The organism is Pseudomonas sp. XS1P51 (assembly GCF_054897845.1).
The window spans coordinates 1,272,001-1,290,296 of the sequence record NZ_CM142707.1 but is presented as its reverse complement, the minus strand read 5'-3'; the positions used below and the strand labels follow the sequence as shown (position 1 = coordinate 1,290,296).

The 18,296-nt window shown below is 58.6% G+C and carries 9 protein-coding genes and 1 pseudogene; 2 read left to right on the top strand and 8 right to left on the bottom strand.

The annotated features are described in order from the left end of the window. Positions 1–32 precede the first annotated feature (32 nt). The 6 genes from ACYZUD_RS06065 to ACYZUD_RS06040 form a co-directional block, all read right to left on the bottom strand. On the bottom strand, positions 33–587 hold the full coding sequence (locus ACYZUD_RS06065) for an isochorismatase family protein (RefSeq protein WP_462023092.1): 555 nt from the start codon (positions 585–587) through the stop codon (positions 33–35). 48 nt (positions 588–635) lie between these two features. Next, positions 636–2,048: an FAD-dependent oxidoreductase gene (locus ACYZUD_RS06060; protein ID WP_462023091.1), complete on the bottom strand. Its 1,413-nt coding sequence runs from the start codon at positions 2,046–2,048 to the stop codon at positions 636–638. Positions 2,049–2,078: 30 nt separating this feature from the next. Continuing rightward, entirely contained in the window at positions 2,079–2,927 is an 849-nt protein-coding gene (locus tag ACYZUD_RS06055; RefSeq protein ID WP_462023090.1) for an ACP S-malonyltransferase, read from the bottom strand. Positions 2,928–2,940: 13 nt separating this feature from the next. Further along, a complete protein-coding gene (locus ACYZUD_RS06050; RefSeq protein ID WP_462023089.1) occupies positions 2,941–8,553 on the bottom strand; it encodes an SDR family NAD(P)-dependent oxidoreductase in 5,613 nt (1,870 codons plus the stop codon). Between the two features lie 31 nt (positions 8,554–8,584). Further along, positions 8,585–9,283 carry a polyketide synthase dehydratase domain-containing protein gene (locus ACYZUD_RS06045; protein ID WP_462023088.1) on the bottom strand — a complete coding sequence of 233 codons (699 nt, stop codon included), beginning with the start codon at positions 9,281–9,283 and terminating at the stop codon, positions 8,585–8,587. A gap of 104 nt (positions 9,284–9,387) precedes the next feature. Then, a complete protein-coding gene (locus ACYZUD_RS06040; protein WP_462025191.1) occupies positions 9,388–14,043 on the bottom strand; it encodes an AMP-binding protein in 4,656 nt (1,551 codons plus the stop codon). 551 nt (positions 14,044–14,594) lie between these two features. Here ACYZUD_RS06040 and ACYZUD_RS06035 point away from each other — a divergent pair. Further along, on the top strand, positions 14,595–16,028 hold the full coding sequence (locus tag ACYZUD_RS06035; RefSeq protein WP_462023087.1) for an MFS transporter: 1,434 nt from the start codon (positions 14,595–14,597) through the stop codon (positions 16,026–16,028). 73 nt (positions 16,029–16,101) lie between these two features. Further along, positions 16,102–16,755 (top strand): annotated as a pseudogene (locus tag ACYZUD_RS06030) (BatD family protein); the annotation flags it as partial. A 110-nt stretch (positions 16,756–16,865) separates the two neighbouring features. Here the strand turns inward: ACYZUD_RS06030 and ACYZUD_RS06025 are convergent. Both ACYZUD_RS06025 and ACYZUD_RS06020 read right to left on the bottom strand, forming a co-directional pair. Continuing rightward, on the bottom strand, positions 16,866–17,918 hold the full coding sequence (locus tag ACYZUD_RS06025) for a lytic polysaccharide monooxygenase (protein ID WP_462023086.1): 1,053 nt from the start codon (positions 17,916–17,918) through the stop codon (positions 16,866–16,868). Then, positions 17,919–18,215, bottom strand: a complete 297-nt coding sequence (locus ACYZUD_RS06020; protein WP_462023085.1) for a lytic polysaccharide monooxygenase auxiliary activity family 9 protein — start codon at positions 18,213–18,215, stop codon at positions 17,919–17,921. Positions 18,216–18,296: the final 81 nt, after the last annotated feature.

The following is an 18,296-nucleotide window of genomic DNA, read 5'->3' as shown; positions in this document are numbered from 1 at the left end:
GAAGCAGGCGTGCAGGCAAGCCCTTTGTTCCCTTAGCGGATGTACCGCCCATCCAGGTACTTCATCGCCAGATCGATGTAATCGGGGCGCGTGGAGTGGCGTATGCATTCGAAGAAAAACATTTCCCGACTCAGCACGCGTATGCCTGCCTGCGCCAGATTGGCCAGCGCGTGCTGGTGATCGAAAAGATTACGGGCGCTGCAAGCATCCGCCATCACGCTGACCTCATAACCCAATTCACGCAGCCCCAGCGCCGACTGCAGCAGGCACACATGTGACTCCGCCCCCGCCAGCACCACTTGCCGCCGACCGGTGGCCTCTAGCCGATGGGCAATCGAGTCATGGGAGCTGCAGTCGAACCAGGTCTTTTCGAGGTAAGACGCGGCGCCCGCCACCTCTTTCAATGCCTGGGACGGTGCGCCGAGCTTGCTGTGTTCGATAATCAGCGTCGGCAAGTCGAGGGTCTGTGCCACATCGGCGAGCCAGCAGCAGTTGTTGAGCACTTGCGTGCCTTCATGCAGCAACGGAATCAGTTCCAGCTGCATATTGAAAATAACCACGCATACGTTGTCGGCCTTGATCAACATAATGAAACTCCCTGTCAGATGATGTGTTCGACAAGCCCTTGGTGCGGCTTAAACGATGACGTCCTTGATGAACTTATGCGACTGGCTCTTGTGCAGCGAGGTGCCTTTGGCGGCAGCGAACAGCAGGTTGCCCAATGTCGCCTTGAAGCGTTCGGAGGGTCGGTGTACCCCCATCAGGTCCTTGATGACATTGAACTGAATGGCGGCCAGGTTGTTGTCGGCATAGGGATGGTCGGCACCCAAACGGTGGGCAATGACCATCCCCGACACCACCGCCCCCTCGTGGCCGGTCAGTGAGGTGTCAGTGCCGCAATACCAAAGTTTTCCAAGCCCTTGAATGCGTCGAAAGCGCGATTTCTGGTAGAAGTCGATCGGACGCAGTTTCGGCAACTTCCAGTGCTGTTCATGAACCTGCCGCTCAGGGACGATCGCTTGTTTGGGGTCGAACGTCACCAGCACCGGTTCACGTACATGGGCATAGGGCGCCAGGGCATTATTGATTCGCGTCAATTGCCCATGGTCCGTGCCCTCGAGGCCCGAAGGTCGGGAAAACTCGCAGTACTCACCGCACCCGCCTTCGACCAGCACCTGTTCGTCGGTGTGCAGCACACTGCGGGTTGGCACATAGTCGAAACGCGAAAGAATGTCCCGTTGTTCGGCGGTCGGTGCTTCAAGCAACTGGAGAGTGACATCGGCGTGCGTGGCAAATACCACACTATCGAACTGTTCAATGTCACCCTGTTCGGTCTCGACCAGCCAGCCGCGAGTGGTGTCCTTGCGCACTTGCCGTATTGGACAGGCAAGGCGCACCCGCGCGCCCAGTAACTCGCCGAGTAGCAGCAGGTAACCATCAATGCCACCCCTGGCTTTACGCCAGACACCCGGCGTAAAAAACGACAACAGACTCATGTTGAACGAGATCGCCACGTACATGAGCGTGTACTCCAGCGAAGGCGCATTGCACCCGGAAAACGTCGTCAACAAGGGCAGCAACGCCTGCTGCTTGAAGGCTTCCGAGTAGTTGCGCTCACTCAGAAATTCGCCAATGCTGAGTTTCTTGTAACGCGAATCACCGCCACTGAGCACCTGGGTCATGTCCAGATGAAAACGGTCGATCTCATCGGCCAGTTCACCCCGTAGTCGCCCCCTACCGTGGAGATTGCTCCAGGCATTGTCACCCCCAGGAAATGCCGCGCGAAATGACATGGGCGCGATGTAGGTATCGATGCCCAACTGCTGCAACATCGCGAACAGGTTAGGGGCCAGGCGCTCGTTGAAGTACTCCACACCCATGTCCACGTGGAGCGTGTCCTCACCCACATTGAAATGGTGGGTATAGGCATGGCCGCCCAAGCGTGGCCCGGCTTCGAACAGGGTGACATCGTGCAGTGTGCGCAGCTGCCAGGCGGCTGTCGTACCTGCCGCGCCACCACCAATAATTGCAATCCTTTCGCGTTTCATATCGACCTCGTCCGTGTCTGTAAGCGCAGTTCAGTTGTGCGCAAGCAATTGAGCGTTAAGGCGGGTCAAGACCTGGCCCGGTCCGATTTCCTCGAAAGCAATCTCGTCAAAGCGTGAACACAAAGCCCGAATGCTTTGGGTCCAGCGCACCGGGCGAATAAGCTGAAAGCCCATTTCTTCGAGCAAATGCGCATCGCCGAGACACTCGCCACTGGTGCTGGAAATAACCTGTGTGCCGGGAGAACCCAGGGTCTGTTGTTGCAGGAACGCGACATAGCTCAGCCGGGCCGGTTCCATGTAGCGGGAATGGAAAGCCCCGCTGACGGGAAGCCGCACACAACGCAGGCTGTGCTGCTCCAGCGCTTTGCACGCCGCGTCGATATCCTCGGACTTGCCACTGATCACTGCCTGCACCGGGCAGTTGTAGTTAGCGATATCAATTTGATGAAACTGATGTTCAAGCAGTAACTCGGGCAACCGTTCGACGTTCTCGCCAATGATCGCCGCCATCGCCCCACCCTGCATTGCCGCCATCAACTCGCCCCTTTTGGCCACCAGCCGCAGGCCGGTCGCCAGGTCAAAAGCCCCGGCGCTGAACAGTGCCGCATACAAGCCCAGACTGTGGCCGATCAGCAGTTGCGGCAGGTCACCGGCTTGCTGTTGACGTTCAAGCCAGGCCAGGCAACTGACGAAAAAAATCGCCGGTTGGGTGTAAGCCGTTGAGTTCATGCGCGGGGAGTCTTCACCCTTGCACAAGGCGGTTATCGAGTAACCGAGAATGTCGCCGGCGATTTCGCATTGCAGCGCATAGCGGGCGAACAACTCCCGCCCCATGCCAGGGAACTGTGATCCCTGGCCGGGAAACATACCTATCAACATGAGCGTTCCTCTCTTAGTCCAGGTCGAAGGCCACGATCCGCGACGGTCTGTGAACCGCCGAAAAGGCGCGATCGATGCCCGTGGGCGGCTCAGTTTTAAATGCCCTTTTATGCACCACCACCGACGTCAGCTCACGCATGACAATAAGGGGTCGACCCTGGCCGTCACTGAAGAGCAAATCAAAGGTCACCGATCGATCACTGGGCTGCGCCGGGCGCATGACGCAGTGGCAGAACACCGCTTCATGCTCCGGAATGCGCAACACCCGGCACTCGCCCAAGTGGTAAGGAACCAACAGTTCGTCCGCGCCAAGACCTTGCAATTGCGGGATCAAAATGGCGGTTTGCAGGCCCCCGTCGAGCAGTGCTGGCGATATCCGGTAACCCCAGTCGCGCCCCGCATCAAGCAATGTCCTGACACTGGTCTGCCCCACCTTTGCCCAACGCAGGGGGCGCAAATCCTCGCCGTACTGGTAACCCAGCCGAATGAACTGCCGGTAAATCTCCTGATGCCCCAGAAAGGTTGACGAGGGTTCGGGAGCCGGCCAGTTCACCAGCGTGTTTTCGTCAGCGGGTTGCAACAGCCCTTCGCAGTAAATCTGTGCGTGATCCTGGGAGCGCAATTCGAATCGCTCACCGTTGATGTCCAGCAGCACGTCATCCAGATCACGAATGACACTGCGCCATAGCACGGCCTTCAAGGTCACGTCGCGGCAGTTCTCCAGGCAGTGCGCTAGCGCCCAGGCGGCCGGTGCGATCTCAGTGCCAAGAATCGAGTGTTGGCGTACCAGATCATTGGCGTGATGGAACGCACTTTGTGTCGACTTGACCCACGACCGGGTTTTCTCGAACGGATAACCGGGCAGTGAGATGACCTCGCGCTGGGGAAAGAATGCAGACCATGCAATGTCCTGCCCCGCCCTGAACGCCAAGACCAATTCTGCAGCCTGAGCCGCCTGCAGCCGACCGGTGCCGGCCACCGCTTGAGCAATCGATGGTGCATTGACCGGATCGGCCACCGCAGGCGCACGCTGCTGCAAATCTTCACACAGCAGGCTCAACAACTGCGCCTTGCTTGAGAACACGTACCCTTCGCGATGGGCGAAGTGTTCCCGCGCACAACACAGGGTGTAACTGATCGCGGTGAGTGACGGATCGTGCTGCTCCAGCCAGTCGTGCAGCGCGTCGATTTGACGTTGTAGACCCGCCTCGGTACGCGCCGACAAAAGCGCGATGTTCAACTCGATCGTCGGCTGTGCCACTGGCGCCGGCACCGACTGCAACACCGCGTGAGCATTGGCCCCGCCCGCACCAAAAGAACTGACAGAGCCGTACAAGGTTCCCTTGGCCGGCAAGGCCTGGGGTTGCTGAATCAGGTAAAACGGCGTGTCGGCAAGATTCAGCAATGGGTTGATCTGCTGCGCATTGATCGAGGGGGCCAACGTACGAGCCTGCAACTGTTTGAGAACCTTGATGACGCCGGTCATCCCCGCCGCCGACTCTAGGTGCCCGACGTTACCTTTGACCGAACCGATGGCGACGGAGCCGGCTGCCACTCCTTTGAACACGCTGCTCAGGCCACGGATCTCGATCGGATCACCCAATTCGGTGCCGGTGCCGTGAGCTTCGACAAAATGGATGTCGGCGGGCGTCAGCCCGGCACGTTCAAGGGCTTTACCGACAACCCGCGATTGCGCTTCAGGGTTGGGGGCCGAGTAACCGTTGGATTGACCACCGGCATTAATGGCCGTCCCGCGAATCACACCGTAGATACGGTCATTTGCACGGATCGCATCGGCATAGGGTTTGATCAGGATCGCGCAGATGCCTTCGCCGTCAACGAAACCGTCCGCCGCCGAGCCAAACGGGCTGCAGGTGCCCGAACGCGACAGCATGTGCAGGCTGCAGAGCTGCTCGTAATGACGCGGGTTGACGATCAAGTTGACTCCACCGACCAGCGCCTGGGTGCAGTCGCCGCTGCGTACCGCCTGACACGCCAGGTGCAGCGCGGTCAACGACGCCGAACAGGCGGTGTCGATGGCCATGCTCGGCCCCTTGAGATCGAACAAGTAGGAGACACGATTGGCGATAGACCAGAACAGCGACGTCGGCGTCGGATCCGTCGGTTCTTCGGGCCGATGCCAGGCATAACCCCCATTCATCACCCCGACAAAAACCCCGGTTTCACTGCCCTTCAGATCACCGCGCCGGTACCCGGCATCGGCGAACGTCTGATAAGCGTTCTGCAGGAACAGGCGCTCTTGGGGGTCCATCCGCTGCGCTTCAAGCGGCGTGATATTGAAAAACTGGTGATCGAACGCGTCGACATCCCGCACAAATCCACCGATTGAGGTGTAGCTCCCCCCTTCGAGCGGACTGCGCGGGTTCTCAAAGCCTTCCAGCGGCCAGCGCTGGCCTGGAATAGAAGAGGTGCACTGACGCCCGGCCTGCAAACTGGCCCAGAATCCCTGCACATCATCGGCATCGGGAAACTGCCCCGCCATACCGACAACCGCCAGATCATCGGTACGCGCCGGCGACGCTGCGTCCATGCCGGCGCCGGCGGAAAAAGGTTGCGCGGGCTCATTCAGTGACTCGTTGGCCACCGGCGCAGGCTCTGAAGCCTGTGGCCCGACGGCGTTGGGGTAATGCTGCTCCAGGTAAGTAGCCAACCGGTCAACGGAGGGGTATTCGAACAGCAACGTCGCCGGCAAGTAACCAAACCGTTCACGCAACGGTTTGAGCAACTCCAGTGAAATGATCGAATCGATACCGTATTCCTTGAACGGCACCGTGTCCTCCAACTCATCGGGCTCCATCAACATGGTTTCGGCAATCACCTGACGCAGGAGCGCGCAGGCCGGCCGCTGCGAGGTAGGCGCTGCTGCGACGGCAGTGACGGCTGGCGCGAGCGAAGGCTGCGCTGGCGGCGTTACTGCGGTTGGAAGTTGCTGTGCTCCAGCGGTGAGCTGCGGCATTGCGCCGGCTGCACGCTGCACCACCTCGCCGAACTCCGTCAGCAAGTGCCTTGCCAGACGCGCGATGGTGGGATGTTCGAACAACACGGTGGCCGGCAGATACCCAAGGCTTTCCTTGAAGGGTTTGAGCAACTCCATCGCAATCAACGAATCGACGCCGTACTCGTTGAAGGGCTGATCAATATCGATTTCGTCTTCATAGGCGTGCAGCACATCGGCGATCACCCGGCGTACCCAGTGTTCTACCGAGGTTTGGCAATCCCCTGCGACGCCCGCGTTCGAGGTGGCGCCGACCTCTGCCGCAGACGCGACGGCAGCGGGCTCAAGCCTGGCAACGATCACCTGCTGATCCTCGGAACCGTGGCCGATCGTTGCGCTGAATCCGGCCTCGCTGAGCAACGAGCGCCAAGTCGCGGCAGCCACCAGCGGGCTGTTGGGGATCCGGTAAGGATCAACGCTCAACCACCAGCCTTCGGTCAGGCCAAAGGTCAGCGTGGCGTAGTCCTGGCAGGACGTTATTTCATTGAGGATGAAAATGCCTCCGGGCGCCATCCGATCACGCACATTGGCCAGGGTTGCCGGGAGATCGGCGGTCGCATGGATGACGTTCGTCGCGATGATGACGTCGTAACGCTGATCGCTGGTGGTCGGTTGGGCGATATCGCAGAACTCGTAACGCAAGAATCCGTACTCGGAAAAACGGCTGCGCGCCTTGTTCAAAAAGGCATGGGACAGGTCAGTGAAGGTGTAAGTAGCCTCCCGCCCTTGCAATACCGGGAGCACGAATTGACAAGTACTGCCGGTGCCGGCGCCCACTTCAAGCAACTGCAAGGGTCGCGCTTGTTGACGGGCAAACCGGTCGACGACCTGTGCCACGATGTTGTTGAAATAATCCGCCAGGGGATTGTCCCGGTACACCGGTTCGACCAGCGCGAAACTGCCTTCGGGAAACAACACGGTCAGCGGGTCGATTTCACCACTGAGTATTTGCGGATAGCGGGCCAGGCAAGCGTCGAGCAACGCGACATGTCCGGCGCTTTCCGGAAACTCGCTCAACAGTTGCTCACGACTGGGGCCGTGGTTCTGAGCAATGGCCTTGATGGCGGCCACCAGTTTGGCGTGTCGGGGCACCGTCACCGCTGGAATCGTGGTCTGCGCCAAGCGCGCACGTGCGTAACTTTGCAGTCCCAGGGACAAGCCAATATTGCGGCGCACGCTCTCACTGTCGGGGTCAAAGGCCGGAACGACTGCAGCCAGCAGCGATTGCGCAGCGCTCACCGGGGTCTCTATCCAGGCCTCGGGATGAGGGCTGATACGCAGCCGCTCCAGCGCTTGCGGCGACGCCTTGACCACACTGATTTGGGGGACGGCGCTGTGCAGCAATGCTTCGATGATCGCCAGCCCTTCCGGCGCCTCGATCGAACCGATCTGCAGCTTTTGCATGCGTTCACGGTAGAGGGGCGAGGCGACAATGCCGATAGACCCCCAATACCCCCAGTTGATGACTTTGGTGTTGACCATCAGTACGTCACGCAGCAAACCACCCAGCGCGTCCTTGCTGACACAGGCCGCCGTGTAATTGGCCTGACCGGAGTTGGCAATGTAGGACTGGATCGAGGAAAACAGCAGGACGAAATCGAAGTCCCGACCACGGACTGCATTCAACAGATTGACCATGCCGTGCAACTTCGGCTCCAGCACACGCATCAATGCCCGCTCGGTCATGTTGCTCAGCACCGCATCATCGAGCACCATCGCTGAATGAATGATCCCGTCTATTTCGGGATAACGCGCCAACAGTGCCGCGACCGCAGCCGCATCAGCCAGGTCAGCCTGTTCATACACCACACTGGCGGCCAAGGGCCGCAGATCAGCGAGCAGTTCATCGGCGCTGGCGCGACGGCCGACGAGAATCAGACGGGCCTGATAACGACTGGCCAGGTAGTCAGCCAGCATGCTCCCCAGACCACCGGTAGCGCCGAATATCAGGTAGGTGCCACCTTGTTTAAAGCCCTTGGCTGTATCGACCGGCGCCAGCGGTTGCGCGGCCAAGGTCGGTGTCCACCACTGATGGTCATCAAGGGTGATCGGTTGGCCGCTCTCGACCGGGAATTGCCCCTGCACGGCCGCCCGGAAATGCTTCTGGGTGAACGCCGCCAACGAGAAACAGCGCACGTCCCAGCCGCTGAACTCCTTGGCCGCCGTCTGCCCCAGACCGATGTAGACACTGTCGACCGGATGGGTCGGCGCTTCGGCAGCCGGTGAAACGATCGACTTGACCGTCACGATATCCAGCCGCAGAAGCGCCAGTTTGGCCAGCCGCTTGTTCATCTGCAGAAAGACTTTTATCGCCTGATCATCGATGCCATCGCGCCAAGGCGTGACCGACATGAAAACAATGCGCGAAACCGCACCGTTCTCGACCAAGTGCCCTATCCGCTCGACGTTTTCGGCATTGAGCAGCAGCGACTGTGCATCGGGCAACCACTGTTTGAGCGCTTCGAAAGTAGCGACCTGCCTGGCCGGAACCACGACCAGAATGTCACGCTCGATGCAGGCGCGAGTGTCGGGTTGAAGCTTCGAACACTGCCACCGAGGCGCATATACCAATGATGCAACCTGGGAGAACGGAAGAACGGGCTGGCTCATGTTTCACCTCCATATGAATATGATCTGCGCTTTACAGAAGAGACGGTTTGACGCCCAGGTCGCGAACCGATATCAGCGGGCGGCCGTCATGGCTGAGCACGCAAATGTCGGTTCGAAACTCAGTGTTTTTCTGGGTGGTGACCCAGTATTCATTCGTGTGGCTGAAGTCGATGGGTGCATGCAGCACCAGCGTGCCCAGCGAGAACGGCATCAGGCTGCCACGCTCGGTGCCAATGGAAATGGCCATGCCCGATTGAAACGCGCAGTCCAGTAGATTACTGAAGCAAAATCCGGCGCCGGCCTGTCTTGAAAGCAACGCCAGGGACTGTTGCTCATGGATGCGCACTTCACTGATCTTTTTGAAGAACGGGCCGTAGTCGATCCCCATGCCGGTGAACTCGGCGTACACCTGCTGATGGTTGAAACACCGGCTGAAGTGCAGCCCCAGTTGCTCGCGAATACGTTGCCCCTGCGCAGGAACGTCCGTTTTTGCGGGCTTGGCGCAGAGGCAGCCCAGAGCATAGGTATGTTGCTGGTCACCGACGGTAAACGCCAGACGCTCATCACCGACCGGCTTGAACTCGATGTTCAGTCGCGGGGACGGGACGTTGCCAAGAAACGGCCGCAACCACAGGCAGTCTTCCAGCGTGCTTGTCGTGAAGTGCGGAAAGAGCAACTTCGCGGCATTCAAGACCAGCTCCAGATAACTCACGCCGGGCAAGACCGGCATCGAGCGCACCTGATGATCGGAAAAGCATGGATGATGGGGCGGCACGCAGAGTGTCGCAGCGTGGCCCCGGGCCTGAATGAAAGGGGCAAAAATACCCTCCCCGATCATCTAGCCGATTCCTGCACGGCACGGTTCTGGCGTACCTGGTCAAACCAGTAGTCGCGCTCGTCGAAGCGATAAGTCGGCAGATGTACTCGTTGGCCGCTTTCGCCCCGATGTACGCTCGCCCAATCCAGTGTCTCGCCCTGCAAGAAGCATTCTCTGAGGGCTGACAACGCCTCGTGCCGGGGCAAGTCTGCGAGCAGCGATACAGCAGCGTCGCCATTGGCTTGTGCGGCGGCACGCCATGAGGCCGACGGCAGTGCCAGTTGCTGCACCAGATCGGCGAGACTGCTGGCCACCCAGGCCAATCTGAATTCCGCCTGAGCACGACCGCTGTTGCACGTGTAAGCAACCTGTTCCAGGTCGAAGCGCGACGGATCGGTCTGCAATGTGTCGGTCAAAAAGTCCTTGAGCTGTTCACGCATGGCCTGCAAGGCTTTGTCGCTAGCAGCGGATAACGTCACCAGATAACAGGTGTGAAAATTGGCACATCGCTCACGGTGCGGCGCCTGGCCAACGACCAGATGAGCATTGGCGCCACCGAAACCGAACGAACTGATACCCGCCACCTGCGGCGAAGGCCACGGCCGTGTTTGGGTGAGGATCGAGAACGGCGACTGCTCAAGGTTGATCAGTGGATTCAACCGGCTGAAGTGATGGTTCGCCGTCAGGGTGCTGTGTTGCATGGCCAGCAGCACCTTGGCCAGCGACGCAGCTCCGGCGGCCGGCTCCAGATGACCGATATTGGACTTTACGGCCCCCAGCCAGACCGACTGCTCAGGCTGGTTCGGGCACAGTTCGCGCCAGGCGTCCTTGAGCGCATCAATTTCAATCGGATCGCCCAACAAGGTGCCGGTGCCGTGGGTTTCGATGTAACTGACCTGCGCGGCGAGCCCGGGACTGTAGACACGGGTCAACAGCGCTGCTTGAGCCGCCGGGTTAGGCGCGGTCAGGGAGTTGGCCCGCCCGCCATGGTTTTCACCGTGTGCCAGTATCACACCATGAATGGCATCCCCATCCTGCCGGGCCTGACGCAAGGGTTTAAGCAAGAAACAGCCCACGCCTTCTGCGCGGACATAGCCGTCGGCAGACTCATCGAAACTGGCACAACGAAACCGCGGCGACATGAAGTTGCCGGCCTGTAGCCCCAGGGAAATCTGATCATCGGCAATCAGGTTGATGCCGCCCGCCAGCGCCACTTCACACACACCCGAAGCCAGATCCTGACACGCCTTGACCAGTGCACTCAATGAACCTGAGCAAGCGGTATCCAAGGTGAAGGAAGGGCCGCGCCAATCAAAAAAACTCGACAGACGATTGGCCAGGATACTCAACGAGTTACCGGGCAAGGTGTACGGGTTCGGTGACGTGGAGAACCTGGCCTGCAGCGTAGCGTAGTCGGCGCCTGTTCCTGCGATATAGCAGCCGGTTCGACTGCCGGCCAGGGCTTGCGGCGCATAGCCGGCGTCTTCGAGTGTGCGCCAGGCCGTCTGCAAGAGCAGGCGCTGACGCGGATCCATGTAGTTGGCTTCCAGCGGTGAAATAGCAAACAGCCGGGCATCGAATGCCTTGATGTTGCTCAGGAATCCAGCCTGAAGCGGCGCGGTAAAACCGGGACGCGAGGTACTGGAGATCAGGTTTCGATTATCCAGCAACGCCTGCCAGAACCCCGGTGCCTCGAGGTCTTCAGGCATCAATATGGAATAACCGATGATCGCGATCTGATCGTCCTGTTCAGTTCGGGTCGCTGACTGCGGCGTCTCACACGCCTGTTGGCTGTCGGCATCACCGTTTCGCGGCTGGCGGTCCGCCAGCTCTTCGCTGATGGCGGCCAGCGTGTTGAGGGCATAGAAACGATGCGGGGTGATACTCACCCCCAGTTCATCGAACAGCGCCTGAGACAACAGGTTGTAGGAAATCGAGTTCAGCCCCAGCCATCCCAGCGGCAGTTGTCGATCGTGGACATCCACCCCCAGACAAGAAAGGATAATGGCCCGGACTTTGGCCTCGCGGCCCTCAGATTCGCAGGTTGATGACCCCTGCGTTGAAACAGGCGTGACGGCGCCAGTGGGCAGGAGGCTCAGCAGCGCCAGCGGTTCGCTGGCCAGGCGTCGCAAATCGACTTTGCCACTCGTGGTCAGCGGGATCGCCTCCAGGCGCAACAGAGCGGCCGGGACCATGTAAAGCGGCACGACTTTTTTCAGGTCAGCCAGGACGCGCGGCTCATCCACTGCATCGCCCTGCCCGGACCAGTAAAAGCTGCACAAGTGAGGGACGGTGCCGGAACGCACGACAGTGAACACCTCCACCGGCCCCAGCAACGCCGCGAGACGCAGGTTGATTTCGTCAAGTTCGATCCGATGACCATTGAGTTTGAGCTGACTATCGGCCCGCCCCAGATACGCCAACTGCCCCTCGCCGAAATGTCTGACCCGATCGCCGGTACGGTAGACCTTGCCCTGTATGCCGGGCACATCGATGAACGCGTTGTGACTGTCGACATTCAAGTAGCCCGGAGCCACGCAGGCACCGCTGATCAGCAGTTCTCCTGCCTGGCCGTTGGCGACGGTTCGCAGGTGTTCGTCAACGACGTAGAAGCGACTGTTGAGTACCGGGCGGCCGAGGTAAATGATATCGGGATCTTCGATGCGCGCACAGGAAGCCCAGATCGTTGCCTCCGTAGGGCCATACACGTTGTACAGCAGGTGCTGGTCCCGGAGCAGGAACTGCGCGATGTCAGCCGTCAATGCTTCCCCACCGCAAACAATCGTCAGCCTGCGGGGACAGGACCATCGAGCATTCTTGAGCAATCGCCAGGAGGCGGGAGTGGCCTGGATCACCGTGGCCGCCGAGTCATTGATGTGCCGGGCGAGTGCCGTCGCCGAGCGACGAGTCTCATCATCGACAATTTCCAGTGTGCCGCCGACGAGTAGTGGCAGCAGCAGTTCGAGGATCGAGATATCGAAACTGATGGGCGTCAATGCGAGGAAATGATCTTCCTCACAGAACCCCGGTTCAAACGTCATGGCCATCAGAAAATTCGACAGGTTGTCTCGGGTAGGTGCAACGCCCTTGGGCACACCGGTCGAGCCCGAGGTGAACAGGATGTAGGCCTGATCGCAGCCCTGCTCCCGAAGCGGTTCCTCACTGACACTCGACAGCAGCGTGGCGGCGTGCGGCAACTCGATCACCCGCACGCCGGGATGGCGCGCCTGTATATCCGCGACATCCGTCTGTCCGTCGCTGAGCACAACCGCCAATCGCGTCGTGACCAGAATCGCGTCCAGCCGTTGTTCCGGCAATGCGCTGTCCAGGGGGATGAACGGGACCTGCAGCTTCAATGCGGCGAGCATCGACACCGGCAGCCAGGAGGAGCGTCCCAGCATCAGGCCGATACCGTGCTGCAGCGCAGCCCCCTCGACCACCGCTTGAATCTGACGGGCCAGATACAGGGCCTGGTCCGACAATTGTGCATACGTCAGTACCTGTTGCGGCGACTGCACGGCGATTTTTTCCGGGCGTAATTGCACCTGTTCACGAAAGCGTGCAACCACACTCTCGGCCTCGGTCAACGCCATTGCATCGCCGCAGGCCGCCGGGCGCAAGGGCTGGGCAAACTCGATGGCGTCGATGGCCGTATCGCCGTCACTCACGAAGCGATTCACCACTAGCATGAGGTTATCGGCCCACTGGTTGACCAGAGCATTAGTAGCAAGGCTGCGGGGGATGTCGACACTCAGGGACAGCCCTTTGGCATCGTGATGGAAATTCACCCCCAGGTCGTATGGCCCCCCGGTCGATGGCGTTTCGATCAATTCGACCTTGAGCCCTTCCAGCTCAGGGCAGACGCTTGGTAACAGCCCTTCGGACTCATTGACCACGACGTTCAGGACCGGACGATTGCGATTCAGGCGCTCATCCGCCAGCCCCAGCAGCTTCTGGGGTGCAAGCCGTTGATGCGGCCTGACCGCTCGGCGCTCCTGATTCACGTGGCTCAGGTACTGGCGAGGCGACCAATCCGGGTGGTGTGGAATCCACAAGGGAACCAGACTGGTGAAGCATCCCAACGCATCAGGCCGCTGCCGAGCGTCGAGCGTGTGGGCAATGCTGACTCCATCAAGGTCCTCATCATTGCTGTAGCGGGCGATCGTCACCGCCGTCGCCGCCACCATCAACCTGAACAACGTGCTGTTTGATGCTTCGACAAAAGCCTGGAGGGCAGCATAGGACGACCCAGTCAGCGATCGTCTGACCGTCACAAAGGGGGATGCACCTCGATAATGCGCCTTGAGAAACGACAGCGTCTGGCCGAGCGGATATCGGCTCAGTCGCTCCTTCCAGAAGGCAACTGTGTCAGCCGATTGAATGGGCGGCGCGCCGGGAGGCAGGCGCCGGGTACGTTGAGCGTCACTGAGCGGGGCGAGCCGGACACGCTTTTGCCCGTAAAGTCGGGTCAGTAATATACAAAAAATCGGGTAGCACTGCCCATCGAAGATCAGATGACTGAACGTCAACCGAAGATGGTGAACCTGCTCCGACACCTTCGTCAGGACAAAGCAAAAGAGACGGCTTTCAGGGAGCGACGCCGCAGCAATGTCTAAAGTATGGGAGAGGCGATGTGGGGCCCTTTCAATATAATCGAGCACATTCTCTGGCATCGCCACAGAGAACACATACAAACCTGATTCTTTCCTAACAAACTTACTCATGGCAACTTCATAGTTGTTAAAAATCAACGTATGCAAAGCATCTCTCAGCTCGCCCACCATTAACTCGCCACGAATCAAAAATGCATAGGAAAGCCTGCAGCCTGGATCATTCGGATCCTTCTCTATTCGTTCAAATACAAGCTCCTCATGACAGTTAGCACGCCTAAACATTTTTCTTTACCTTCCTGGCGATTTTAGATCCCAAACCAATCCCGCACCCAATCGACTGACCAAATTGAATTAACAAACAACAACGCTCATCCAATTCAAACTCATCTGCTAAAACGAAAGAAACAACCTAGCTTGCAAATAAAAAACAATCAATTACTCTGGCCTCGCCACCAAGACAAACTCACAACTTTCCGACAAGTCCGTAATACACATCCTACAAACTCATCGCCAATACACACTAAACAGCTATCCATTCAACCCTAAAAACCAGCAAAGGCGTTAGCTACGTACGCCCTTCAATAAAATAACTTTCAAAACGGATATCTCTTATGGATGATTTAAACCTAAGTTCAAACAATTGGTCTCAGGGCCGAGACGCTTATCGTGAAAAACGTTGGCAGGCATTAATTATTGTCTGCCTGGCGACATTGATGATTGTGCTGGACACAACGATTGTGAACGTCGCGTTACCTTCGATAAAAATGGAGCTAGGGTTCAGCGATGCTTCGTTGGCTTGGATCATTAATGCGTATTTGCTGACGTTTGGCGGCTTCTTGTTGCTCGGCGGTCGTTTGGGCGACTTGTACGGACACCGTAATCTTTTTATCAGCGGAGTCACCCTCTTTACTCTGGCGTCATTGGCCTGCGGACTGGCATCGACTCAATGGAGTCTAGTCGCCGCACGGGGATTTCAAGGCCTAGGCGGCGCACTGGTCACCGCCACGGCGCTGTCGCTTATCTTTCATTTGTTCACCGACCCAATCGAGCGGGCGAAAGCTATCAGCGCCTACAGCTTCGTGTGCGCCGGCGGTGGCAGCATCGGTGTATTGTTGGGTGGCGTTCTGACCAACACCTATGACTGGCATTCGATTTTTCTGGTCAATCTGCCCCTAGGGATCATCGTTCTCGGCCTGACCTGCCGATTACTTCCGCCCGCCGAAAAAACCAAAAGAGGCACGCTCGATGTAGCCGGCACCATCACTATCACTGCGGCACTGATGCTGGCGGTATACGCGATCATGAATGGCAACTACGTCGGCTGGAGATCCACGGAAACACTCGGGTTGCTGGTGCTGGCAGCCTCGTTATTCATGCTGTTTTTAGCGATAGAGATTTGCGTGAAGGAGCCATTGGTCCCCCTGCGTCTGTTCCGGTTGCGAAACCTGCGCACAGCCAACCTGATCGCTATCCTCTGGGCAACTTCAATGTTCGCCTGGTTTTTTCTTTGCGCGCTCTACCTTCAACAGGTTCTAGGTTATACCCCCCTCGAAGTAGGACTTGCATTTCTGCCCGCCAACTTGGTGATGGCCGTGTGCTCATTGAGCCTGTCCTCAAGACTCATCATTCGTTATGGCATCAACCCCCCGCTGGTGCTGGGCCTCGCACTGGCCGCCGGTGGCCTTCTCCTGCTAGCCAGAGCACCCGCCGACGGTGATTTCCTCTTTGACATCTTGCCAGGCATGCTTCTACTGGGATTCGGTGCAGGAATGGCATTTAATCCGGTGCTGGTGGCCGCGATGAACGATGTGGATCCCAGTGAATCAGGCCTCGCCTCAGGCATTGTCAACACCTCCTTCATGATGGGAGGGGCCCTGGGTCTGGCTATCATCAGTAGTCTGGCTTCGTATCACCGTGACTACCTCGTAGACGCCGGTCTCGCACCACTTGCAGCGTTGAGCGGAGGTTATGGAATAGCATTTTTAGCCGGCGCACTGCTTGCCCTCATCGCCTCGCTGATTGGCGCAGTGTTCCTGCGCAAATGATTTCTGGGACAAAAGCGGCGGAAGAAATCGCCGCCTCAGAGCCTGATCCTGACCGCCCAAGAGGGGCCGAGGCAACCAGAACAGCGAGCGCGGCCTGATCGGCAGTCGCGAAGACCGTGAAGCCCTGGTGCCTACCCGCGTTGGCTCAATCGAGTTGCCGGCGGTGGAAGTGGTCTGGTGGAACACCTTCGAGGATCACCTGGAACACAGCAGCCTGCCGGCCCGGACCCTGCAAGTGGCGAGCAATCCGAGCCTGGCGGTCGACATCCCGGCCGGCATGCCGCCCGTTATTTCCGCTGCCGACAACGAAGCCCTCTGGTGGTGGAAGCTCAGCACGGCCATTCTGGCCTGCACGACCTTGCTGGGCTTCGGCCTCTGGTGGCGCGCCCGTTGGCAACCGGCGATCCTGCGTGCGGCGCAGACCGGCCCGAGCCCGCGCACCGTGCTCGACGACCTCAAGCGCGCGTGCCAGGCCAACGATTCCCACGCCACCCGCCAGGCCCTCGACGCCTGGGCCCGGCAACAACCGGAAACCCTCGCCGACATGGCTGCACGATTTGTACCGTTGTCCGATGCGCTGGATGGTTTGAATGGGGCGCTGTACAGCGAAACTGGGCAGCATTGGCAAGGTGAGGATTTGTGGCGTGCGATTCGGGCCATTCCAATCGCCGAGCGGGTTCATGACCCGGTCGGGGACAGTGGGTTGCCGCCGCTTTACCCGAAATAAACACTGGTCCTTGTGGCGAGGGAGCAAGCTCCCTCGCCACAGGCTTCGCCAGCTGCAACTAAAGGCGATCTGGAACAACCTCCCTCGGGATGATTGTTCCAGTGCAAAGGTCAGGTTATTTTTTTCCAAAGCACATTGTCACCCTCCCCCGGCGCCCACTCCGCCACGTAGGAAATATGCGCCTGAATGCAACTCCAGATGCTCCCGGAATGACTGACCCGCGCATTTTTTTCATACTTGGCATTCAGCTCCCACGCCGGATCCTGACCACTACCACTTAGTGTCTTGACGGACAGGACGTTACTGGGGGGGGACAGCTTTCCGTTCAGATCGAGCGCTTTCACAGAATACTGGTAGGTGGTATCCGGCGTCAGACCCGTATCGTCAACCGAGGTCTGGCTTCCACTCACGGATTTGACTTCTCGACCGTCACGGTAAATCAGGTAGTTCACAATCGGTGCGCTACCGGTTGAGACGCCCCACATCAAGCTGATGCTGGTCGATGTCTGGCCCATGCTATGCAGGTTCAACGGCGCGGTGGGAGCCCCATCTTCTGCCAACGTACGTACTTGAATGGCCCGACTAGGCATAGAAAAATTGCCGCGAACATCGACTGCACAGATGAAGTACTCATATAGGGTTTCGGCAGCAACGCTACGATCAGTCCACTCTGTAATCGGCTCCTTGATATCAACCGTGCTCGTCCCATTACACGTAATACGGTAAAAGTCGATGGGGTAAGGACCAATCGCAAGATTCCAGGTCAACTTCACTTGTTTGTTCGTTATGTCGCTGGCTTTCAGGCCGGTAGGTGTATCGGGACGTTCAACTCCGTCGGGCTTCTTGAAATCCAGATCAACGACCTGATAGAAAGCCATCCCCGTATCGGCAACGACATAAATAGCCAGTAACACGTGGTAGCCCTCACGCTTGGGGAGCGGGACTTCATGTTCGGTGGGGGAAGGTGGCATCAATTTATCTGGATATTTCCAGAATGGTTGCCAATTGTTTTGCACCGTATAAAACGGCTTCGCGCCGAACTGATTACGCGCCAGGGGCTTGCTGGAGTCCCAATCTTCCTCGGTTATGAAGTAGTCCCAGCGCCTGGCGGGGTGGTTTGCAGTAAAGCTCCATGAGACAGGCAAAGATTCGCCACTACTCACTTAGTGCTTTTGCCAGTGGTCACCGGGCTCATCAAGAAACGCACCGGTCAGTTGGCCCGCGCTGGCAATCTTTCCATCCAGAGGTGGCATGGCGCTGAGCACATCGTCCGGAGCCAAAGGATCCTTCAAGCCGCCAACGGTCTGCGGGAAATGTTTTCCGGACTCCCGCTGGTTCAGCGCGCCTTCATCCAGCTTCCCTTCCAGCCAGGCAAAATAGGCCCGGGAAGAGGGAGAAAAGACGTGACCGTGAAAGGGGGTGATGCTTCGGCTGTTCGTGTTCGGATTACGCTGTGACATAGTATTTCTCCACGTTTGTTTAATCGCTGCAAGGGATCCATACCCTCCGCAGCCATTAAACGCCCAGCCCTCAGCCGCTAA